This is a genomic window from Bradyrhizobium sp. USDA 4510 (assembly GCF_054059095.1).
Genome location: NZ_JBSSBT010000001.1, coordinates 1,625,311 through 1,646,034, shown reverse-complemented (window position 1 = coordinate 1,646,034; position 20,724 = coordinate 1,625,311). Strand labels below are relative to the sequence as shown.

At 60.5% G+C, this 20,724-nt stretch carries 21 protein-coding genes; 6 read left to right on the top strand and 15 right to left on the bottom strand.

Annotated features, from left to right (window positions below):
* The first annotated feature begins 97 nt into the window (after positions 1-97).
* Both ACVMDN_RS07315 and ACVMDN_RS07310 read left to right on the top strand, forming a co-directional pair.
* Complete coding sequence (locus ACVMDN_RS07315) at positions 98-826, top strand: type 1 glutamine amidotransferase domain-containing protein (protein WP_253587602.1); 729 nt, start codon at positions 98-100, stop codon at positions 824-826.
* Positions 827-938: 112 nt separating this feature from the next.
* On the top strand, positions 939-1,124 hold the full coding sequence (locus tag ACVMDN_RS07310) for a hypothetical protein (protein WP_225645927.1): 186 nt from the start codon (positions 939-941) through the stop codon (positions 1,122-1,124).
* Positions 1,125-1,206: 82 nt separating this feature from the next.
* Here the strand turns inward: ACVMDN_RS07310 and ACVMDN_RS07305 are convergent, their stop codons facing one another.
* Complete coding sequence (locus tag ACVMDN_RS07305) at positions 1,207-2,154, bottom strand: polyphosphate kinase 2 family protein (RefSeq protein WP_456835401.1); 948 nt, start codon at positions 2,152-2,154, stop codon at positions 1,207-1,209.
* A 560-nt stretch (positions 2,155-2,714) separates the two neighbouring features.
* Here ACVMDN_RS07305 and rpmI point away from each other — a divergent pair.
* Positions 2,715-2,915, top strand: coding sequence for a 50S ribosomal protein L35 (gene rpmI, locus ACVMDN_RS07300; RefSeq protein WP_141340122.1), 201 nt, complete (start codon positions 2,715-2,717; stop codon positions 2,913-2,915).
* 273 nt (positions 2,916-3,188) lie between these two features.
* Positions 3,189-3,479, top strand: coding sequence for a hypothetical protein (locus ACVMDN_RS07295; RefSeq protein WP_141340121.1), 291 nt, complete (start codon positions 3,189-3,191; stop codon positions 3,477-3,479).
* 336 nt (positions 3,480-3,815) lie between these two features.
* On the opposite strand, the gene ACVMDN_RS07290 is transcribed toward ACVMDN_RS07295, so the two are convergent.
* The 11 genes from ACVMDN_RS07290 to ACVMDN_RS07240 all read right to left on the bottom strand — a co-directional run bounded on the left by ACVMDN_RS07290 (position 3,816) and on the right by ACVMDN_RS07240 (position 15,312).
* Positions 3,816-4,758, bottom strand: a protein-coding gene (locus ACVMDN_RS07290) for an IS630 family transposase (protein WP_141343507.1) whose coding sequence is annotated in 2 segments (ribosomal slippage) — positions 3,816-4,418 and positions 4,420-4,758 — 942 coding nt in all. Because the reading frame shifts where the segments join, the coding sequence is not laid out codon by codon here.
* 824 nt (positions 4,759-5,582) lie between these two features.
* Positions 5,583-7,157, bottom strand: a complete 1,575-nt coding sequence (locus ACVMDN_RS07285) for an aldehyde dehydrogenase family protein (protein ID WP_141340120.1) — start codon at positions 7,155-7,157, stop codon at positions 5,583-5,585.
* Positions 7,158-7,305: 148 nt separating this feature from the next.
* On the bottom strand, positions 7,306-7,614 hold the full coding sequence (locus ACVMDN_RS07280) for a UBP-type zinc finger domain-containing protein (protein ID WP_253587604.1): 309 nt from the start codon (positions 7,612-7,614) through the stop codon (positions 7,306-7,308).
* Between the two features lie 229 nt (positions 7,615-7,843).
* Positions 7,844-8,815, bottom strand: coding sequence for an ABC transporter permease (locus ACVMDN_RS07275; protein ID WP_141340118.1), 972 nt, complete (start codon positions 8,813-8,815; stop codon positions 7,844-7,846).
* Positions 8,812-9,780, bottom strand: a complete 969-nt coding sequence (locus ACVMDN_RS07270; protein WP_456843626.1) for an ABC transporter permease — start codon at positions 9,778-9,780, stop codon at positions 8,812-8,814. The genes ACVMDN_RS07275 and ACVMDN_RS07270 overlap by 4 nt, the downstream gene beginning before the upstream one ends.
* Before the next feature lie 26 nt (positions 9,781-9,806).
* Complete coding sequence (locus ACVMDN_RS07265) at positions 9,807-11,417, bottom strand: sugar ABC transporter ATP-binding protein (RefSeq protein WP_253587606.1); 1,611 nt, start codon at positions 11,415-11,417, stop codon at positions 9,807-9,809.
* 34 nt (positions 11,418-11,451) lie between these two features.
* Positions 11,452-11,835: a hypothetical protein gene (locus ACVMDN_RS07260; protein ID WP_253587607.1), complete on the bottom strand. Its 384-nt coding sequence runs from the start codon at positions 11,833-11,835 to the stop codon at positions 11,452-11,454.
* A gap of 64 nt (positions 11,836-11,899) precedes the next feature.
* A complete protein-coding gene (locus ACVMDN_RS07255) occupies positions 11,900-12,916 on the bottom strand; it encodes a sugar ABC transporter substrate-binding protein (protein WP_456835402.1) in 1,017 nt (338 codons plus the stop codon).
* A gap of 90 nt (positions 12,917-13,006) precedes the next feature.
* Complete coding sequence (locus tag ACVMDN_RS07250; protein WP_456835403.1) at positions 13,007-13,795, bottom strand: SDR family NAD(P)-dependent oxidoreductase; 789 nt, start codon at positions 13,793-13,795, stop codon at positions 13,007-13,009.
* A 139-nt stretch (positions 13,796-13,934) separates the two neighbouring features.
* A complete protein-coding gene (locus ACVMDN_RS07245) occupies positions 13,935-14,405 on the bottom strand; it encodes a hypothetical protein (RefSeq protein WP_456843625.1) in 471 nt (156 codons plus the stop codon).
* A gap of 574 nt (positions 14,406-14,979) precedes the next feature.
* Positions 14,980-15,312, bottom strand: a complete 333-nt coding sequence (locus ACVMDN_RS07240; protein ID WP_456835889.1) for a sugar ABC transporter substrate-binding protein — start codon at positions 15,310-15,312, stop codon at positions 14,980-14,982.
* Positions 15,313-15,485: 173 nt separating this feature from the next.
* On the opposite strand from ACVMDN_RS07240, the gene ACVMDN_RS07235 reads away from it, so the two are divergent.
* Positions 15,486-15,869 (top strand): hypothetical protein, encoded by a 384-nt coding sequence (locus ACVMDN_RS07235; protein WP_456843624.1) that lies wholly within the window; start codon positions 15,486-15,488, stop codon positions 15,867-15,869.
* 254 nt (positions 15,870-16,123) lie between these two features.
* On the opposite strand, the gene ACVMDN_RS07230 is transcribed toward ACVMDN_RS07235, so the two are convergent.
* Positions 16,124-16,399 carry a DNA -binding domain-containing protein gene (locus ACVMDN_RS07230; protein ID WP_253587608.1) on the bottom strand — a complete coding sequence of 92 codons (276 nt, stop codon included), beginning with the start codon at positions 16,397-16,399 and terminating at the stop codon, positions 16,124-16,126.
* A gap of 82 nt (positions 16,400-16,481) precedes the next feature.
* On the opposite strand from ACVMDN_RS07230, the gene ACVMDN_RS07225 reads away from it, so the two are divergent.
* A complete protein-coding gene (locus ACVMDN_RS07225; RefSeq protein ID WP_141340112.1) occupies positions 16,482-16,712 on the top strand; it encodes a helix-turn-helix domain-containing protein in 231 nt (76 codons plus the stop codon).
* A gap of 520 nt (positions 16,713-17,232) precedes the next feature.
* Here the strand turns inward: ACVMDN_RS07225 and ACVMDN_RS07220 are convergent.
* Both ACVMDN_RS07220 and ACVMDN_RS07215 read right to left on the bottom strand, forming a co-directional pair.
* On the bottom strand, positions 17,233-19,353 hold the full coding sequence (locus ACVMDN_RS07220) for a DUF3363 domain-containing protein (RefSeq protein WP_456835404.1): 2,121 nt from the start codon (positions 19,351-19,353) through the stop codon (positions 17,233-17,235).
* Between the two features lie 543 nt (positions 19,354-19,896).
* Entirely contained in the window at positions 19,897-20,724 is an 828-nt protein-coding gene (locus ACVMDN_RS07215; RefSeq protein WP_456835405.1) for a lytic transglycosylase domain-containing protein, read from the bottom strand.

Sequence of the window (20,724 nt, the reverse complement as noted above, 5' to 3'; positions counted from 1 at the left end):
TGCACTTTGACGGCAAAATTGATGACCCTCAATGAACATCGAACCATGATGCCCGATGCTCCGCCACCAAGGTGCCGAGCAGAGGAGTAAACCTGAGATGAGGATATTGATCGTACTAACCTCGCACGACCGACTTGGGGACACTGGCAAGAAGACTGGCCTCTGGTTCGACGAACTCGCTACGCCCTATTACATCTTCAAGGACGCCGGCATCGTTCTCACACTTGCATCGCCCGACGGAGGCCTACCCCCGGTCGATCCAAGAAGCGAGTGGGCCGAAGCGGAGACCGAAGCGACTAATCGCTTTCAGCGCGACAGTCATGCACAAGCCGAGTTGGCGAACACCCGGACGCTGTCGAGCATTTCGGCCCGCGACCATGATGCCGCCTTCTATCCGGGCGGCCACGGGCCGTTATGGGATCTCGCCAATGATCCCCACTCAATCGCACTGATCGAAACCATGGCCCGCACGCGTCGTCCATTAGGGCTCGTCTGCCATGGGCCCGGCGCGTTGCGTTCTACCAGGGCATCCAATGGGCTGCCCCTTGTCGCCGGCAAATCCGTCACCGGATTTTCCAACCTCGAGGAGGCTGCAATTGAACTGACTGACGTCTTACCGTTCCTGGTCGAAGATATGTTGAGGAACAACGGCGGCAACTATTCGCGGAAAGAGAAATGGCAGCCCTATGCCATCTCCGATGGCGACCTAATCACGGGACAGAATCCAGCATCCTCGGAAGCTGTTGCCAACGCTCTGCTCGATCGACTGGGGATCAAGGGCCAGACGCAAAAGTTGGTGACGTCGCGGCTCGGAGCGCTTGAATAGTACTGCGGCCTGCCCGAATGCGGCGCCGGTTAATTGGGAAAATAGCAGGCGCTCGTCGAGTGAGCAGCTGCGGTCAGCGATGGGACAACGCCATCGCCAAAAGGATACGGTTATGGCTGCGATCTTTGCGCCGCGCTCAAGTTCATTCTTGGGTTTGATAATCCAGGCAAAGGAGAACTCCCATGAGCCCCGAAAGCCTTATGCCGTCCTGGTCATCGTCGCGCTCGTCTGTTTTGCAATCGTGCTGATGCTGTGGGCACGCATCGGTACCAATGGACCTGCCAGCATGGACGCATAAAGAAAGTCGCCCCGAACCACCCGAACAGCCCGGACGCCGCGGCTGTGCTGGGTCTGCTAAGCGCATGAAACCCTTTCTAGGTTCACTTAACCTGTTGACCGGCGACTTTACCTACTTTTCGCTCCTGCCCTTCCGCCAGCAATGCCTTGCGGACCAGCTTTAACTCCTGCAGCGAAGCAGGGTCGACCTTGGGGAACCGCAAATCGAGCCTGTTGAGCGCGCTGACGACAGTGGAGCCGATCACCACTCGCGCGAACCATTTGTGATCGGCCGGTACCACGTGCCACGGCGCCGCCTCGTTTGAGGTATGCCTGATAACCTCCTGATACGCCGCTTGGTATTTCTCCCACAGTGCGCGCTCGGCGATATCGGCCATCGAGAACTTCCAGTTCTTCGAAGGCTCATCTAGTCGCGCGAGAAGACGCTGGCGCTGTTCTTCCTTCGATATGTTGAGGAAGAACTTCAGGATGATTGTGCCATTGCGCGCGAGGTAGCGCTCAAAGGAAGAGACGTCCTCAAACCGCTCGCGCCAGATATTCCTGGTAATCAACCGGGCGGGAATCTTCTCCTTAGCGCGAATCTCCGGATGCACCCGCACCACCAGGCAATCTTCATAATAAGAACGGTTAAAGATGCCGATGCGGCCACGCCGCGGCAGCGCGATCACGCTGCGCCACATGAAATCATGATCGAGCTCAAGCGTTGACGGCTGCTTGAAGGAATGCACCTCGCAGCCCTGCGGGTTGATGCCCTTAAAGATGGTCTTGATGGCACTGTCTTTGCCGGCGGCGTCCATGCCCTGGAAGATCAGCAGCAACGACCAACTGTTCTGCGCGTAGAGCTTTTCCTGGAAATCACTCAACCGTTTGTGGTTGGCCTCGATGATCTCCTCGCCCTGGCCCTTGTCGAGACCTCCCCTCTCTCTGGTCTTCTGTGATTTGAGGTGAAACTCGCTCGATCCGTCGAAGCGGAACGGAGCTACAAAAGGCCTCAACTCGGCTGCGAGAGAATATGAAGGCTTTTTGTTCATGGTGGTTGAGGTGTTGGTCGGGGGTGGCCTGCAGTATGAAATCCGGTGCAAAGGTATCGAAAGCCCGACTCGCTTTTTCACGTTCAACGGTCAGCATCGTCTCGTTGGCTGCAATCAATTTCCAGCGTGCAACTCTGCGCCGCTTCGTTTGTGACATCGGCGACCGCATTACGTACTTTTACGGTGCGGGAATTCGCAGCATTTAGTTGAACGTTCTTGCGAGGCGATCGTTCATCTTTCCGGTCGGTTCCCTCGAAAGCGTTACCCCCGGCCAAAGCAAGGGTGCGAGTATGAATATAAGAACTTATCCCGTGGCCTGCTATCGGCGGATACTCTCGGTACAATGGTGCGCAGTGAAGCGGCTGGATCGTTCGCTAAGATTAAGCCCGCCATCATGTTCAAGAAATTCCCAAATAATGGGCCGTGCGTCCGGACGGTTAGCGGCAGATCGTTGATCTAATGCTTCCGCAGGATTTCGCTGTCTCGGATATTCAGAACGAAGCGACGATTGAGGCCATCGCCGAGTCGCTTTGTCATCTCGCAGGCATAGGAAGGCCAGAATGCCCAAGTTGAAGACCAAATCAGGCGCAAAGAAGCGCTTCAAGGTGACTGCCACCGGCAAAGTAATGGCGGCCCACGCCGGCAAGCGCCACGGCATGATCAAAAGGACCAAGAAGCAGATTCGGCAGCTTCGCGGCACCCGCGTGCTGTTCAAGACCGACGGCGACAACATCAAGAGATACTTCTTGCCGAACGTCTGAGCGCGACCCGCGATCACGCTCCCGCTTAGCCGAGTCGCGTCCCCGCTCGACCCGGCATGTCGCTTTTCCTCTGCTGGTGTGAACAAAGCGGACATTCAATACCGGAAATGTGAGCAGTTGGCGAATTTTACGCTCACGCAAAACGGGCCAGAATGTTCAATGGTGCTCCTTAGCTAACCACCCCTTGGATCCGCCACCCACCGGCTTGCGATCCGTCAATGCGAATGGCCGGGCCGGGAGGGATATTGGGCCAGCTCAAGCGGAGTGGCGAACATGGATACGGAACAAATCATTCTAGGCCTATTGCTGCTGCTGTTAGTCGGTGGCGTCGCTTATTACCTGTTGCAGCATGGATCGCAGCCGCTGCGGCCGGATCCGGCAACGCGGCGACAAGCCGACTTGCGACGGCAATCGGAAACCCAGCGGGATTTTCAGCGCGTCTTTTCAATGACGAGCGCGCAGGGAAAGGAGGGCCTGATCAAGCGCTGGATGGATCGGACCGGTTGCGACCGCACGGAAGCCATGCGTCTGGCAACGGAAGAGTGGCGCCGCGATAACCGCTGAGACCCAAATCTATCTCCAAGTCAGTTAAGCGCTAGGTTCGGTTGCGCCTTCAGCCCTGACTTGCTTTACGGCCGTCAACCAGCCTTCCGACGGACCAACCGGCGCGCATTCTTTCGATCAGGCCGCCGTACGACATCTGTCATGAGACCATTCATGACGCCGCCGGACGTTCTTCAGAAAAATCAGCTGCACCGTATGCCTCGACCAGCGCATTTTCGTCCGCTGCTTGGATCGACTGTTTGCTGATGCCGCGCCTCGATGGCGTTCCGGGCGCGAGACCTCTATCCAACCATCTCCTGAACTCAGTGCGCTAGAGCATTTTCCACATGATGTGGATCATCTGGTGTATCCAGCATGCCTAAAGTAGTTGGCACACATCTGCGGCGCAAACGACTTGACGAGTTTGCCGATGAGTTTGAGCAGGGCTTGGACCGTGCGGGTGGCGCCTTTGCGCAGCGCAGCTTTCAACCGGGAGAAGGCCTGTTCGATCGGATTGAGGTCGGGCGAGTAGGCCGGCAGATAACGCACGCGGGCGCCGACAGCCTCGATCGCCTCGCGGACACCGGCGATCTTGTGAGTGCGCAAGTTGTCCATGAAGACGATGTCGCCCTTGCGCAAGGTCGGCGCCAGGACTTGCTCGACATAAGCCAGGAACGAGGGCCCATCCATTGCACCGTCGATGACATAGGGCGCCGTGAGGCCATCGATGCGCAGCGCGGCGACAAGCGTCAGCGTCTTCCAGTGACCATGGGGCACGCCAGAGACGAGGCGCTCACCGCGAGGAGAGCGCCCATAGTGCCGGACCATCTTCGTCGTGACCGCAGTCTCGTCGATAAAGATGAGGCGCGGTGCACGCAGCTTGGGCTGCTCGGCTTTCAGCGCGGCACGCTCGGCAGCGACGTCAGGTCGATCCTGCTCGGCGGCGTGCAGTGTTTTTTTTGAAGGTGATGCTGTGACGGTCGAAGAAACGCCAGATCGAACCGATGCCGGCCTTTTGCTTTCTCTGAGAGCGCAGACGCGCGCGGATCTCCTCGAGCGTCAGGTCCGGCTCCGCGGCGATCAGCTCGATCAGCCACTGCTTGTGCTGCTCCAACGGCGAGCGGCTGTGCCCGGTGCCGGGCTTGGCCTCAACGTTTCCGGTCTTCCTCCAACGATCCATCCATCGGATCGTAGTCGAAGCGCCGAGATTGAGAATGCGCGCAGCCTCACGTGCGCTTTCGCCGGACTCAACAAGCTCAACCGCACGCACCCTGAGGTCCTTGGAGTATCCCTTCGCCATCGCATGCCCCGCATGTTGTCGCGGGCAACACCGAATCTGATTTGCGTGCCCGTGGGAATCCCCTTTGACTGTTCCGATTCACCTCAACTGGAAACCGCTCTAGTGAGGATTGTCCACGGCCAAGTATCGGCCGCATCGTTACATTTATTAGCCATCTGCCATGACATGCACTCATCGATGCGCCGGCCATGTCGAGTGATGTTACGGCAGGACCCGGTCAGCAAACGCGTCGCTTTGAGCTCGGAAGCGTCCAATTCTCCCGGCGCCTTGGCCGTCAGATAGAGTTCGATCAACTAGAGTTCGATCAACGGCGTTGCGCCGAACCCTGCGAGCTCAAGGCGAATCATACGACGACATCGGCCGGTCCGCTCCTTCCGAGCGCACATGATGCAGGTAGCTCTGTTCGAAAGTCGCGGCGGTTGCGTGATATCAACGCGCCGCGCCGTCCGACCTCCATAATTGATGAGTTCGCTGGCACACTGGTTGCCACATTCGCTGCGCCCGAGCGCGAAGGAGCATCGCATGAACAGAAATGTACCCTTTGCAATTATCTTCCTGATCGCGATGGTCTGCGTTGCCATAGTTCTGATGCTCTGGGCCATGAAAGAAACAAGAAGCGGACGACGGGAGTTCCAAGCCTCTGACACGCCGCGAAGCGCATATACGCAGCCCAATGCGAGCCCCGTTCCAGCGGTTCCGGCGCCCAATAACGATACCCGTGCCGACAGCGCCAGGGGCAGCAACAGTCCCCAAAACAAAAGCCGGTAGCGTAGTTTACCAGGGGGAATTGGCCTGCTGAGCAACATCGTCCGCGCTATGCACCTTCAGGACCATGGCCCCTGTACGGCGGAAGCATTCCAGGGAAAGCCTCGCGGCGCGTGCTGTGCTGTCAGCCACTGATCGGTAGTGAAAGCCTCGATGGCCCAAGAGCCGTTGAACCGGCCGAGGCCGGAGTTCTTCTCGCCGCCAAACGGACAGGTCGGCAAATCGATGACAGGCTGATCATTGACATGGGCCATACCGACCTGCATTCGCTGGGCAAAGTGCATGCCCCGGTGCACGTCGCGCGTGAACACGGCGCCGCTTAATCCAAAACTCGTTTCATTGGCTACAGCCAACGCTTCTTCGGCATTGCCGACTCGGAGAATCGGCGCCACCGGCCCGAATATTTCCTCTGCGGCAAGCTCCATTTCGTTAGTAACGTTTACGAAGATATGCGGCGGCAACACCAATCCGTTCGGCTCGCCGCCGAGCACCTGCTTCGCGCCGTCTTCGCGCGCGCGGCCAATGCGCTCCATCAACTTGCGAAGCTGCGAGTTGTTGATGATCGGGCCGACCATGGTGTCACTGTCGCTGGGATCGCCGATTTTTAGCCTCGCGACCCGCGCGGCGAAGCGCTCGACGAACGTATGATAAACGGCCTCCTCGACGATGATGCGGTTAATAGCGATGCAGATCTGGCCCTGGTGCAGAAACTTGCCGAACACTGCGGCCTCGATGGCCTGATCCAGGTCGGCGTCCGCGAGCACAACGAAGGGAGCATTACCACCGAGCTCCAGATCAACACGCTTGATGATCGGCGCCTTCGCTGCAAGTTCCGCGATGTTGCGGCCAACTGGCGTCGAGCCGGTAAACGAAACCACCCGCGGAACGGGATGACTGACGAAAGCGTCGCCGATTTCGCTGCCCGCGCCGACCACGACGTTGAGGAGACCCGCCGGCAGGCCGGCTTCCTCGAAAATTTTCGCTAACAGTAATCCCCCCGTCACCGGCGTATCGCTCGCCGGCTTCACCACGACGGCATTTCCCACCGCCAGCGCCGGCGCGATGGTGCGGTTGCTCAGGTGGAGCGGCCAGTTCCACGGACTGATCGCGCCAACAACGCCGACCGGTTTGCGCCGCACCTGACTTTCCTTGCCCGGAATGTCGGACGGAATGACGCGGCTTTCGACGGCATGCGGCACCGAGGTGGCCCAAAGCATGACGGTATGAGTCACTTCCCACTCGAGGTTCGCCTTGAGCCGCGTGCTGCCGGATTCACTGATCAGCCAATCGACGATTTCGCCGCGGCGCGCTTCCATGATCTCTGCCGCACGACGAAGCACATGCGCTCGGGCGGGCGGTGCTGAGGCAGCCCACTCCACCTGAGCCTTGGCACCCCCTGCAAATGCCGCATCAAGATCGCTGCGATCCGCCTGCTTGATTTCGAGGAGGACGTCGTCGGTATAAGGATTTGTGTCAACCAACCTGCTTTCCGCTCGTCCGTGGCGCCAGTCGCCAGCGATCGGAAGCAGCTCGAAGTGGTCATAGGGTTGCAGGTCTATCGTTTGAACTCTCGCGCCAGGCTGTTTTGTGGCTTCGCCTCGATCGGAATTCCGTTTGGCAGTACGCGCGGCCATGTCCTTCACCTTACCAGGTTGGCTTTCGTCACCGACAATGACGATGCTCCATCTTGGGGGCCGTCAAAGCATCATGCGCCATCAGTCGGTCTCGCCTAGGCCGGGCATTGCCCACGCCTTCACAGCCCACCTTCAGCGCGGCATGGCATCAATAAAATCTCGGGATCGGACCTCTTTGCGGCGTCGGCCGATCCGACAAGTCAAACATGATTTCATCAACGTAACACCAGCCCCAGCCTTCGGGCGGATCATAGGCTTCAATGATCGGGTGATTGGTTGCATGAAAATGCTTCGTCGCGTGGCGGTTGGGCGATTGATCACAGCAACCGACATGACCGCAGGTTCGGCAGACGCGCAGATGCAGCCATGGATCGCCCAGTTGCAGGCATTCTTCGCACCCAAGGGCACTCGGAACGACGTCGCGAATTCCCGCCAAATGCCTGCAGCCTTGTGCCATTCCAAACTCAATGTCTGTTCTACTTCAATGATAGCATAGCGTGCAGGCCGGCTGGCCTGCCTTGACGGTCGTCAACTTGCCCTCGTGCTCGATCACGATCTTGCCGAAGTGCGTTTCGGCTGTTGAAATGCCGGAATGCCTCGCTGCCCGTCCGTCCTCGCACCTTCGCGGCGCATTGCAATGGTTCGACACCTCAAGCGCGGGACGGATGGCACTCGTGGCCAGCGGCTCACATGCGCGGCCGCGCCCAAACCACGGCCGTGATTCCCACAAGCAGCAACAGGCCCTTGATGATTTGCCTCTGCGTATCGGTCCATCCGAGCAGAGCGGCGCCGCTCACCAGCACGGCCAAAATCAGAACGCCGAAAATCGTCCCAATGACATTGGGCTTCCCGAGCTTGAGCATCACTCCGCCCAGGAGCGATGCCGTGAGGCCGTCAAGGAAGAAAGAGCTGGCGATGGAAGGCTGTCCGGACGACAATTCGGCAGCGAGCAGGATGCCTGCGAGCCCGCTGCACGCGCTCGAGATCATGCAAAGGATGGCGAGCAGGCGCGCGGCCGGAACGCCAGCTTCGATCACGGCATTACGGTTCTTCGCCAACGCATACATGTAATGGCCGAACACGAGGCGCTCCTGCAGGAACCAGGCCCCGCCGTACAACGACAAGGCAATCACCGTGATCAGCGGCACGATTCCGATCTTGGTTGCGAGGATCGAGCCGACAAAGCCAGTCGAGCTCAATGCGATCGATGATCCATGGCCAATTGCAGCAGCCAGCGCCGCGACGATTCCCCCGGTCGCAACTGTCGTCACCAAGGCCGGCAACCCAAGATATGCGATCAGAACGCCGTTGACAGCGCCGACCAGAAGGCTGGCGCCAAGAGCCATCGCCGAAGCCAGGGGCCAGCCCGCACCTGCTGAGACCAAGCCCGCCACCACCATGTTTGCAAGAGCAGCGACAGCCACAAAGCTGACATCGATCTCGCCGGCTGCGAGAACCCAGGTCAAGCCCAGGAACATGATCGCAGCGATGCCGGTTGACTGCAGCAGGTCGGATAGGTTGCCGAGACTCACAAAGCTTGGCCGGAGCCAACCGAAAACGGCGGACAACGCCACAAGAAGCACCACCAGCCCGTAACGCACGAGGAATTGGCGCGCGCCGGCTTCCGGTCCACCGGGTTGAACAAGGCTGTAGCTCATGCGGACCTCTGCAAAGCCTTGCGCGGAAAGAGCGAGACGAGCGGCCGCAAGGAGGCCAACAGCCGCGGATCGAAGACCGCGATCGCCATGATCAGCACGGCGCTGACGACGGCGTCGCTGTAGTAGTACGGGACGGTGAGGAGCGTGAAGCCGTTGAGCAGAGCCGACATCAGAAGCGCGCCGGCCAGCGTCGCCGGCACCGAAGCGGCCCCGAACAGCGCCGCTCCGAGATACACAGCCGCGTAGGCCGGCATCAGGATCTGATTTCCGGATGAGACGTTGGCCACGCCGGACGATGCCACGTGCAACACCATCGCCAGGCACGTCAATGCACCGCAGATGGCAAACGCGGCAGCGACATAGCCCCGCACTGGAATTCCGGAGAATCTGGCCGAGGTTTGGTTCTCGCCAGTGGCATAGAAAGCCTGACCGAAGCGTGTCATGTGCAAGACGACTGCGGCCCCTAAGGCGATCATCCCCAGAATGAACACCGGGGCATCAACGGAGAAATATGCCCGATCATTGAGATCGAGGATTCCGGAACTGAAGAAGTTATCCGAGAACGACGCGCCGTCGTTGTAGATGAATGACAGGCCGTAAGCGATCGAGCCCATTGCGATCGTTGCAACGACATCGGGCAAGCGCAGGACGCCCACCGCAAGTCCACTAATTAACCCGCAGCCGAGCCCGATCCCGGCGCACCCGAGAATGCAGACCGGCAGGCCGGCATCCTTGCTGATGAGGAAGCCCAGTGTCATCGCTCCGAAGGACGCGACGCCTGGCAAAGACAGATCGAAGTGCCTGACAACGATCACGAAGGTGAGGCCAACGGCAACCACCCCCTGAATCGCCATATGCCGGAACAGCGCGTGAAGATTTCCGTTGGTTAGATAGGCGGGCGCCTGCGACCGGAACACGGCCCCAATGACGACAAGCAATCCGACGAAGGCGACCAGTCGCCACATGATGGGTGGCACTCTCCAGGCGGTCATTATCGCGCTCCCATAATTCCGGCGGCGAGGAGCTGGCCGCAAGTGATGGTCTCGACAGGATCGAGAGGTGCGCGACCGCGGTACAGCGCCATCACGCGATCGGACAGGCCAAAGACCTCATCGCAATCCGACGACATCACCACCACTGCCGCCCTCGCGCTCAACCCGCGAATAAGACCGTAGAGCTTTGCTCGGGCACCAATATCGACGCCCACGGTCGGCTCGACGAAGATGTAGACATCCGCCTGGCAAAACAGACCCTTCGCAAGCACGATCTTTTGCTGATTGCCGCCGCTGAAGGCCGAGGCGACCTGCCAGAGCTGCGGCGGGTGCAGCGCGACCTGCTTGGCTAGCGTCGCTGCCACCTCGCGATTGCGCCCGAAGCGGGTGAGGCCGCCCATCCGAGAGGCCCGCCCGGGATTGGCCAGCGTGGTGTTGAAGGTTACGCTGCGCGTCAGCGTCAAGCCTTCGGTCTTCCGATCTCCCGGAAGAAGGAAGACGCCCCGACGTAGTGCGTCACGGGGCCCCGCCAGCTTCACCGATTCACCCATCAACCGGATTTCGCCAGAGGCCGGATGAGTGACGCCGAACAACGCCTTCGCCAGCTCGTCGATCCCAGAGCCAACGAGACCGAAGATTCCAAGGATTTCGCCGCGTCGAACCGAAAAGCTGATGTCCTGGTAGGCGCCTGGCTGCGACAGCTGTCGCACATCAAGAAGGGTCTCACCACGCCTCCCCGCGGCTTTGGGCGGGTAGAGCTCCCCAATTGTGCCGTCGAGCATCAGCTCGGCAATCGACACGCCTCGCTGCGATGCATCCCGGGACGTTAGCGTCGCAATTCTCCGGCCGCCTCGAAATATCGTGAAGCGATCGGCAATGTCGAAGACTTCCTCAAGACGGTGCGTGATGTAGATGATGGCAATGCCAGCCGTCTTGAGCGCGCGCATCATCTGGAAGAGTTGGGCCTTCTCGCGCTCCGTCAAGGTCGATGTCGGCTCATCAAGAATCAGGATCTTGATATCGTCACGACGCAGCGCATGAAGAACGGCAACAATCTCTTTCTCAACCGACGGCAGCGCTTCCACCGGCAGCGCCAGGCTGGCCGTGACAGGGAAGCGACGCAGCAGGGCCTCGGCCCGGCCTCGCAGTCCATGACGATCGATCCGCTTGAAGAGGCCTGGACGTCTGGCCTCCTGGCCAAGGAAGATGTTCTCGTAGCCGGACAGGTCGTCGACGAGTTCCGGGTGTTGTTGAACCGATGCAATGCCCCGCTCGATCGCATCGCGCGGTGTCGAGAACTCGACTCTCTGCCCTTCGATCTCGATCTCCCCGGCATCCTTCACGTAGACCCCAGAAAGGATCTTCACGAGCGTCGACTTGCCGGCACCATTGACGCCAAGGAGCGCGTGAATTTCACCGCGCTGGAGCGAAAAATCGACCGAATCGAGCGCAAGCACCGGTCCGAATCGCTTCTCAATTCCGGTCATGCTCAGAACGAGATCAGTCACTTTCTCACCCTCCTCAAAAACCGATGCAGACGGATACGCGGTCACCTGGTCGCGCGCCGACCTCGGCCTCACCGCGCTTCGTTCGCAGCGATCGATTTTCACGAACTCCATCCGCAACTTTGTGACCTGCGTGGACCTAAGGTTTCAGTGAGAGCACCGTCTCGAGCGAATGGATCACCTGCTTCAAAACGGTTGCAGAAAACGATAGATCATTGCGCGCCAGCCAGTCCGCAGCACGACGGCTCATGCGCATTCCGATGGCGTCTCTGGCGAGCAGGCGGCTGTTCCTGAATGACCAGACCATCATGCGACACGCGATCATGAACACGCCAATCGAGGACATCGCCTCGAGAGCAGCCGCCCCAGTCCCAAGAGCGAATCCGACAGACGCCAAGGCAAGAGCGGCACATATTGTCATCGCAATGGCGACCGACCGACGCCTGAAGCAGCCGATCACAACCAGCGGCACCTGGAGCATCGCTGCGGCCCAAGGCACGATGTCCATGTTCGAAAGACCCATTGCTTGCCCCCCGCCCCCGGCAAAGCCGGGGGCTTCTCCCTGCGCGTGAAGTCGAGCCAAACGCCTAAAGAATGCGCTGCCAGCCGAGCTTCGCCGCCACGCCGGGCTGGTCGTAGTCGTCGGGGATGTCGCCCGACAACATCTCCTTTGTCACTCCGTAGGCAGCATTGACGATGATGCGCGGTGCCGGCCGACCGGCGAGGACTTCGTGCGCGCAATAGACGCTGAGATATGCTTCCTCGTAGAAGCTCTGTGCAATGGTGTAACAAAACGCCGTGCCGCTCTTGATGTACTCGAACGCCTGCTTTCCACCGTCGATGCCGGTCACAAAGATGTTCTCGCGCCCTGCGGCGCGGATCGCCAGTGCGGCGCCAATCGCCGCGCCGTCCCAGGCATTCCAGATTGCATCGATATCCTGATGCGCCGTGAGCATGTTGTCGACCGCCTGCCGGGGGGTGACCGAGCCGGTGAGCGAGAACGCCCACTCAGCCACCACCTTGATGTCAGGATAGCGGTAGAGCACGAACCTCATTCCATGCGAGCGCATATCCCACGCCTCGTTCGAGGGCAGATTGACGATAGCGATGCGCCCCTTTCCATTGAGCCGCTTGCAAATGTACTCGGCCGTCGCCGCTCCCATGCCGAAGTTGTTGTGCATTGAAACGGAATTGACGGTGGCACCGGGTACATAGCTGTCGCACAGGAAGGTCGGGATCCCCGCTTCCGTGGCCGCCACCACGGCCTTCGAGACCGCCGCCGGATCAGCCGGCAGGACAAACAGAGCGTCAGGCTTTGATGCAACGAAGGAAGCGATCTGATCAGTCTGCTTTTTGACATCCCAGTTCGAGTCAGCAATCGTCAGAGTTCCTCCCAGCTTGGCAACAGCATCCTTGTACCCGGCGATGATGTGACGGAACGAATCTTGACCGGTGAATGGCACCGACAAGCTGAAATTGAGGTCCTTGGGACTCTTCGCGACGGCCAATCCTGGCTTGCCAAGCGTTGCGGCCAGGGCGACGCCAGCGCCCGCGCCCAGGACATCTCTCCGGCTCAGGCCGGACACCGCGTCATTGTTTTGCATGAATTCCTCCTCCTGGTTGAATTGTTTGTTGTCTTGGGCAGCATCGGCTGACCGCTTCACGAGACGCCCGAATGACGGCGCACAGGGCGCTCAATCGAAGACCAGCCCCCCTTCGACGAGCAGCGTCTGGCCGGTCATGTAGTCGGACTCGTGCGAAGCCAGATAGACCGCCACACCTGTCAAATCAGCGGGCGTCGAGGGGCGTCCTAACGCCGTCAGCGCGACATAGCCGTTGAACGCCTCATTCTCTTCCTTCGTCAGCCCGGCGTCGCGGAAGCCCTGGTCAATCATCTTCCACATATCCGTCGCGACAATGCCTGGGCAGATTGCGTTGACACGGATGCGGTTCGGCCCGAACGCCTTCGCAGCGGCCTGGGTTAGCGCGACGACGCCGAACTTGCTGGCGCAGTAGTGTGCCTGGGTCGGGTATCCCTGCTTGCCGGCGATCGACGACATATTGATAACCGACCCGCCGTGCCCCTGGGCCAGCATCTGCTTGATCGATTCCTGCATGCAGATCAGGACGCCGCGCGAGTTTACCTCAAGCATGGTGTCCCAATCCTCGTCCGAGATGTCGAGGAAGCTCCGGACCTGCGCGATGCCGGCGTTGTTGACGATCGTGTCCAGGCCGCCGAATTCCTTGACCGCCGCTGAGATCATCGCGCGAATGCTGTCCCGTTTGCGGACGTCGACTTCAACCGATATCGCTGACCCGCCGCTTGCCATGATGCGGTTTGCGACATTGGCTGCATTGCCCTGGTTGACGTCCGCGACAACAACCTTCGCTCCCTCGGCGGCAAAGGTTTGCGCCAGTTCCGCACCAATGCCGCGACCGGCTCCAGTGACAATGATGCTCTGATGGTTGAGCCGCCCAGGCATTTGGTTTCTCCCTTTTCCTATTGAAGTCATGTGGCTCGCCACGCGCACGCCGTTGTTTGACTTTTTTGGTTCTCAATCGTGCGAGCGCCGCGATCAGGTTTTCATTCGTAAAGCACGTGCCATTTTACGTCTGGTGATCTCAGTTATTGCCTATCAATGCCTTATCGATGTCGAGCCTGGCTGGGGCGTTGCTGTTGATGCGGCACCTGCTGCAGCATGTGGGGCACGTGCGGTGCTGGTGCGCGAGGACGCCGCGTCCAGCGCGCCTCTCCCGCCCCGCAGCACGGACCATCTTCGCGCCGAGCGCTTCCTCGATCCGGAGAACCTCGTTCCATTTCGCCATGCGCTCGGATCTCGCGAACGATCCGACTTTCAGCTGACCGGCGTCCCATCCGACGGCGAGGTGCGCAATCGCGAAGTCCTCCGTCTCCCCAGAGCGCGCCGAGACGATGGTACCAAACCCGGCGCGGCGAGCCACCTGGCAGGCCGCAAAGGTCTCGCTGACCGTTCCTGCTTGATTCACTTTGAGAAGCACGGCGTTGACGGTTCGCGCTGCTGCCGCCTGCTCCACGAGATCGGCATTGGTGACGAGATAGTCATCACCGATCACCTGAACGCGATCACCGACGGCTGCCGTAAAGCAGCGAGCATGCGTAAGAACTCCCCTCTGATCGGAAGTTCGACCCGGACATCAGGCTTACGGTCTCTGCGAAGCCAGCAGAAATTATGCGTCGCGGTTCCAATGAGCAGCTCACGGCTCCACCCGCACAGGCACAAAGCGTGCATTACTCCCTCCCGAACAATGCGCGCTTTCTTCTTCCGTTTTTTCCGCGCCTTCCCTCCCGCTCCTATTAGAGACATCAGCCACGATCGTGACTGATCATTTTCGGACCAATTCCGGTCATTTTGGGGGGCAGTTTTGTCTATGTACCCGGGAAGGCACCGTTTGGCGTGGAGCGGCTGCTCGAGCTCGAACAGCTCATTGATGTTGACAATGGTAAAGCGGAAATGCGCAGGCGGGAGTGCGAGAGCATATTTGCCACGTTTGGGTGATGAGGGAGCCCTGATGTCTTCCGATCTGGGCCAACCTCAACGGGGTTAGAATACCCGCTTAGCAGTACGACACATTGATCAATTTGGTGCTCATTCTGATCAATTCGGGTGCCATTTGACTACTGGCCGAACTACTCCGCGCAACTCCTAGGGGACGCGCCGCCAACCAAGCCTATCCGCCACGCCACGCCGGTCATAGTCGTGCGGAATCCGCAGCAAATGCGGGATTGATGATCATGCCGTGGCGAGCGCCGCCCAGCGAGCACTTCGTGCGCACAGTAGACATTCCAGTACACTTGCTCGTAGAAGCTTTGGGCGATTGTGAAACAGAATGTAGAGTCACTCTTGATGTGTTCGAATGCTTCACTGCCGCCATCAATACCCGTTGCGACAATGTCCTTTCGACCGAGCGCCCGGATCGCATGTGCGGCGCCGATCGCTCCACCATCCCACGCGCGCTCCAGATCGCGTTATGTCCGGGTGTGTCGTCAGCATGTGCTCGACCGCCTGTCGAGGTGTCGCTGAACCAGTCAGCGAATATGCTATCTCCGCAATGACCCGAATCTCGGGATAGCCGGAGAGTACAAACCTCATTCCGTCTGACCGCGCGCTCCACGCTTCGTTGGAATACAGGTGGATGGCGGCAATTTTTCCTTTTTTCCTTGAGTCGCTTGCAGATGTACTCGGCAGCGGCAGAACCCATGCCAAAATGATTGTGCACCGAAGCCGAATTTGCGGGCACGCCCGGAATCGATCTATCGCACAGGAACGTTGGAATACGCGCGTCCGTCGCCGCCTGCACCGCCCGCGATATACCTATGGGGTCAACCGGAACGACAAACAAAACAAAGCGTCCGGCTTGGATCCAACAAACGACGCGATCTGCTTGCTCTGCTCACCAGCATCCCAGTTCGCATCGACAATCGTCAGCGTGCCACCCGGCATGACGGATGGCGCATTCTGGGAGCCGGCCGCGGCGCACGCTGGCCGCGAGGCGCTACAATCCGAACAAGCTGCGTAATGTCACCGTGAGGATAGCAAGGTGTCGTTCCTAGAAAAAATGAGAGCTGCAGCCGCCAAAGCCTCGCAACCCGTAACCCCGAGGCTCGGCTAGCGACCGAGGGTGACGTCACGGTCTCAGATCGCACGTTGAGGGCATGGGTCGAGTGGGCGAAAGCGGAAGCCCTCAGTCCGTTTGGCGGGGGCGCCGTGGGGATGTTTGAGACCATTGCGAAAGTAAACCAATGGCCATAGGTACCGCCCATTCACGACCGGTTATCTAAATGCACCTTTCAACAGGTGCCTGTAGCCTTGTTCCGTCATCCACTTGGCTCGGGCTAGATGGCTATCAAACGTTTCGCGCGCCTGTTCCGGCTCTCGATCAGGATCGATCGACAACACAATTCGCACGACCTCGCGCCAGTCGGTACCTTCAGCGTGAGCGTCAAGCAACCTGAGATAAGTCATATGGTGGGCGTGGTCATAGGGGGTTAAGGCCGGATCGGCAGGCGCAATTGCCGCAACACCGGGGCGGTTCAGCTCATCAGGCATAGGGTCCTCCCATCCACTTGCACCCCACGAATTCGGTTTTAAAGCCGTGGGTTAATAAACCACAAGCCGGTTGGCTGGCGCAATGGATCTGCGTCAGCTTTTCGCAACGAACTTGCGCCGCATTCGGCACCAGCGGGGGATTTCCCAGGAAGAGCTGGCCCACGAGGCCGCCGTCGACCGCGCTCATGTGAGCAAGATGGAAAGGGGCATCACCTACGTAGGTTTGGAAATCATTGGCAAATTTTCTGCTGTCCTTGATGTTGAACCGGCAGAATTCTTCAAGCCGGTCAGCAAAAGGACGAAGCCTCGATAGCGGATCGGCGGACCGATGACGCTTCTGAAGTGGTGCCGGCCAAGTCCGTACCAATCCTTCAGGTGCTCGCTGCTGAAGGCAGCTTCATCAGCAGAAGTTCGGTTCTCTGATCATCGAATGCGTATGCTGCGTTCGCGGTTCGAAGACCCCGATCGTCCCGAAACGTCACCCAACCCCCAGACCCGCGGCGATTGCGAGGTGCTGACGATGGAACTGGCGCGGGGCCCAAGGATCGCGACAGTCGATCGGCCAAGAAGCCCGCCGCCGGCGAGGCAGTGATCCGCGAGGCCGATGATCTCGCGGCCCCGGAATTTGGAACAAAAAGATGGGGGGCTGATGAGCGCCGGCCTCTCCCTCGCCGTCAATCGATTAGGTCATCATTTGTCCGCGGCTCCAGATCCAATGCTCTCGCTGCCAGACGCCGCGGGTGAGCGATCTAGCCACCGTGCCCAAGTTGCCACCCCCTCGTCCACGCTCCGCCTGTCGGAGGACGGCCGACGGCTGGCAAAGGGGGTCCAGCTCACAGCCCAAGCCCACGTTTCCGACCGACCCCCCATTCGATGCCACCGCTGTCGCGCATCACACCGCTGATGTCCTGGCCGATGCGCTTGTCGAGCACAGGCTGCCAGGGCACGAGCTGGAAGGCGAGGCCATCGTCGATCATGGCAAAGCGCCCGCTGGCCAGCGTAGCAACGCCCGCAAGCTTACCGGCGACGAACTCGCCCGGCTTGCTCGGCAGGTAAGTCAGCCCGCGCTCGTCCGCCATCTGCTTCCCGACGCGACTGATCTCGGTCGCCTCAAGGCGGGCGACGAGGTCCTTCGGCGCGCGAACGCGGCCGTCGTCGAGCCGGGTTGCGTGCCCCTGATCGACCAGGGCCTGGCGACGACGCTCCATCGCGTTCGTGACGTCCCGCCCGAAGCCCGCCTCCGAGAGCGGCATCCGGTTGGGCGAGGCCAGTTCCCGGTCGAGCCAGGTCGCGCCGTCGCTGCCGATCTGGCGTTCAAGATCGAGGGTCGAAAGCGTGCGAATGGCAAAGTCCCTCGACCGGCCGGGGGCGTCATACGCGATGCCGCGTTCGGCGATGTCGTGGGGGATTTTCCAGTGGTCGGCGTCGATGCGCTCGACATGGCCGGCGCGGCGCAGGGCTTCGAGACGGCGGACGTGGGCGCGGATGAACGCGTCCGGGTCGCCCTTGAAGCGTTCGATCTCCGGGCGCGCGGCCTCCAGATGCTCGCTCGGCCGGTAGAGGCCGTCATTCATCGCCGCCATGTCGCGGATGTTGAGGTCCGCGGCCCGCGGCTCCGCATTGCTTGGCACCGGCTCGAGCGCGACGATGTGGCCGCGCTTGATCTCGTCGAGCTTAGCCGGGTCCGCCGTCTCGACATAGTGGGTGCGCCCGTCCACGCCATCAATGACGAGATGCAGCCGGTCGCTCATCTCGTCGCCCGCCAGTCCCTTGGCCAGCACCCGGCCGACGACGGGCTCGGCGATCCGCTGGCCGTGGGTGACGTACTGGCTGGGCCCGCGCTCGTCGGCGACGCCGTGCCCGGCGAGCGCCCGATGCATGGTCTTGATGATGTCGCCGCGCTCGCCGAGCTCCCGCAAGGTCCGCTCGGCCTTGTCCGAGAGCGTCCAGCGCCCCGGCTCGGTCGCGCTGGCGAGGCCGTACCGCTCAAGCTGGCGGACGCGCCCGATCAGGTTGGCGCGGTTCTCGCGAACAAGATAGTTCGCCCCTTCGCCGGGCCTGAGATCGATGACGCCATGGTCGCGCTGCTCGGAGGCCAGCATCTTATCGAGCCGGGTCCAGCGCTCGGCGTGCACCTCGTTGTGGAGCTTGTTCTGAAGCTCGATCTCGGTCTGTGGACCAAGTTCGAGCGTGACTAGCTCACTCGCCCGATGGCGGACGCCATGAGCGATATAATCACCGGCAATGTTGAGAATGCGGCCATCATCGAGCACCCCGCGCACCACGACATGGGTATGCGGATGGCCGGTGTTGTGATGATCGACGGCGATCCAGTCCAGCCTGGTACCGAGATCAGTCTCCATCTGCCGCATGAGGTCGCGGGTGAAACCGCGCAGGTCAGCCATCTCGATGGAATCCTCCGGCGCGACAATGAACCGGAACTGGTGGCGATCCGTACGTCCGCGTTCGATGAACGCCTTGCTGTCCGCGTCGTTCTCAATGGCTGAATAGGCGCGGCCCTTCTCGCCGTCGCGGCTGACCCCGTCGCGCTCGAGGTAGCGCAGATGCGCGTCGGCCGCCCTGCTCGCCGCGCCGCGCATCTTCGGCCCGCGCGAACCGCGTTGCGGATTGAGCTTCACTACCCGCGCCTTGACCACGACCCGCCGCGCGCGGAATCGACCGCTGGAGTCCCGCTGCCAGCCGCCGCCGTCCCGAGGAAGGGACGCCAAAACCCTGGCGCCCCGGCCGCGCGCGTTGAAACGGCCGCTGCCCTGCCCGTTCCGGCTGCCCGCCGATACCGGGCCTCGGCCGATCTGCCTGGGGTTGCCGCCGGCCTTGCGCACGGCGATCTTCACCTCGGTCAGGAAGGGCAGATCGCGCGCGTTGACCCGCGTGCCCCGGTTGCGCGCGCGGCCCGGCCTGATGCGGAAATCGTCGTGCTCATCGCTCGCCATGACGCGACGATCGGCGCGGGAGTCACGCCGCGCAAGACCTCAAAATCATCGATCGGAAAGCGTCGCAGAATGGGGTGCGGCAGTGCAGAGACGGCGGGGCAAGCCACCGCTGCACGTTGCGCGCGGCAACCATCCTGGACTTGAAAGCAAACGAGAATCTCCTTGAGGCGATAGCGTGCGCACATTGCACAGCGCCGTCAGATCGCCCTCGCAAGGTGCCAAAGACAATGTGCAGACAATCACTTGCCGAGCCCGCAAGGTGCGAACGACAGTTCGCTTTATCTTGCCGTCCTGCCGTCGTGGTCTCCCGGTCGCCGGTTCCCGAAAGAGCCGCCGCGACTTGGCAGCCAACTCGCGAAGCCCCCACTGCTTCCGAGCGCTTGCGATAGCGATCGTCACCCGAAGGGCCGAGACACCCGCAGGGTGGCTCGGTGAGGAGCGTAGCGACGAGTAGAGCGCGGGCCGAAGGCATCGCCCCTACGCCATCAGCACGTGCCACTTGCACGGTGAAGCACGCCAAGGCTTGAGAACCCGCACGCTTGGTCAATGCGATACTCCCGACTCCGATCGAACGAACACGCCAATAGGCCGGGGGACCATGTGCGAAACATCGGGCGCCGAGATTGAGGTCGTGACACCGCTCGACGGCGTGATCTCCAGCAACCGATCACGCGTTTTCATGAGATCGGGTCGCCCAACGAACAATGTCGCAGCCGCTTTTGACTGTCCGCTGGACGTCCACCTCGGCGACAGTTCGATGGCAAGCAGATTTGCAAGCTTTGCGACGTATGCTCGTGTCTCGTCTGGCAAAGGGCCGCCTGCGAGATGCTCTTCATAGCGAGATGGTCCCGCGTTGTACGCGGCAAACACGCCAGGCGAGCCATACCGATCAAGCAGTTCCCGCAGATAGGCCGTGCCGGCCAGAATGTTGTCGTGCGGATCGTAGGGGTCGTTCCCGAGATTGTAGCGCTCGCGAAGTTCCGCCCAAGTCGCCGGCATGATTTGCATCAGGCCCATTGCGCCTTTTGGCGATCTGGCATGCACGTCACCAGAACTCTCTATGCTTTGGACTGATCGGATCCAGTTCTGCGCAATCGCAAAGCGTTGTGAAGCTTCATTGATGAAGCCTTCAAACGATTTAACTGTCTGACTCATCGCCGGGCGTCCGGCTGATGCGTTCTGGTCAAAAGCAGCGCTGTCGGACGCGGTCAGAAGAAGCAGCACCGGCAGGACAGCACAAACGCGCGTGCCCAACTGAGCCAAGCACTCTCTCGCGCACGCGCCGGCCTTGCAAACATCGATCGAGACGGAGGAATGATCCCGCAATCGATCGAACAAGGGAATGGCGAGGAGAATACGTCGAATACGCAC

What these genes read in the sequence shown, in the direction of transcription:
- ACVMDN_RS07225 (WP_141340112.1), top strand. Translation starts at nt 16,482, where the DNA reads ATGGATCTGCGTCAGCTTTTCGCAACGAACTTGCGCCGCATTCGGCAC.
- ACVMDN_RS07315 (WP_253587602.1), top strand. Translation starts at nt 98, where the DNA reads ATGAGGATATTGATCGTACTAACCTCGCACGACCGACTTGGGGACACT.
- ACVMDN_RS07285 (WP_141340120.1), bottom strand. Translation starts at nt 7,157, where the DNA reads ATGGCCGCGCGTACTGCCAAACGGAATTCCGATCGAGGCGAAGCCACA.
- ACVMDN_RS07270 (WP_456843626.1), bottom strand. Translation starts at nt 9,780, where the DNA reads ATGTGGCGACTGGTCGCCTTCGTCGGATTGCTTGTCGTCATTGGGGCC.
- ACVMDN_RS07280 (WP_253587604.1), bottom strand. Translation starts at nt 7,614, where the DNA reads ATGGCACAAGGCTGCAGGCATTTGGCGGGAATTCGCGACGTCGTTCCG.
- ACVMDN_RS07305 (WP_456835401.1), bottom strand. Translation starts at nt 2,154, where the DNA reads ATGAACAAAAAGCCTTCATATTCTCTCGCAGCCGAGTTGAGGCCTTTT.
- rpmI (WP_141340122.1), top strand. Translation starts at nt 2,715, where the DNA reads ATGCCCAAGTTGAAGACCAAATCAGGCGCAAAGAAGCGCTTCAAGGTG.
- ACVMDN_RS07310 (WP_225645927.1), top strand. Translation starts at nt 939, where the DNA reads ATGGCTGCGATCTTTGCGCCGCGCTCAAGTTCATTCTTGGGTTTGATA.
- ACVMDN_RS07250 (WP_456835403.1), bottom strand. Translation starts at nt 13,795, where the DNA reads ATGCCTGGGCGGCTCAACCATCAGAGCATCATTGTCACTGGAGCCGGT.
- ACVMDN_RS07275 (WP_141340118.1), bottom strand. Translation starts at nt 8,815, where the DNA reads ATGAGCTACAGCCTTGTTCAACCCGGTGGACCGGAAGCCGGCGCGCGC.
- ACVMDN_RS07220 (WP_456835404.1), bottom strand. Translation starts at nt 19,353, where the DNA reads ATGGCGAGCGATGAGCACGACGATTTCCGCATCAGGCCGGGCCGCGCG.
- ACVMDN_RS07235 (WP_456843624.1), top strand. Translation starts at nt 15,486, where the DNA reads ATGGCGGCAATTTTTCCTTTTTTCCTTGAGTCGCTTGCAGATGTACTC.
- ACVMDN_RS07295 (WP_141340121.1), top strand. Translation starts at nt 3,189, where the DNA reads ATGGATACGGAACAAATCATTCTAGGCCTATTGCTGCTGCTGTTAGTC.
- ACVMDN_RS07260 (WP_253587607.1), bottom strand. Translation starts at nt 11,835, where the DNA reads ATGGGTCTTTCGAACATGGACATCGTGCCTTGGGCCGCAGCGATGCTC.
- ACVMDN_RS07230 (WP_253587608.1), bottom strand. Translation starts at nt 16,399, where the DNA reads ATGCCTGATGAGCTGAACCGCCCCGGTGTTGCGGCAATTGCGCCTGCC.
- ACVMDN_RS07255 (WP_456835402.1), bottom strand. Translation starts at nt 12,916, where the DNA reads ATGCAAAACAATGACGCGGTGTCCGGCCTGAGCCGGAGAGATGTCCTG.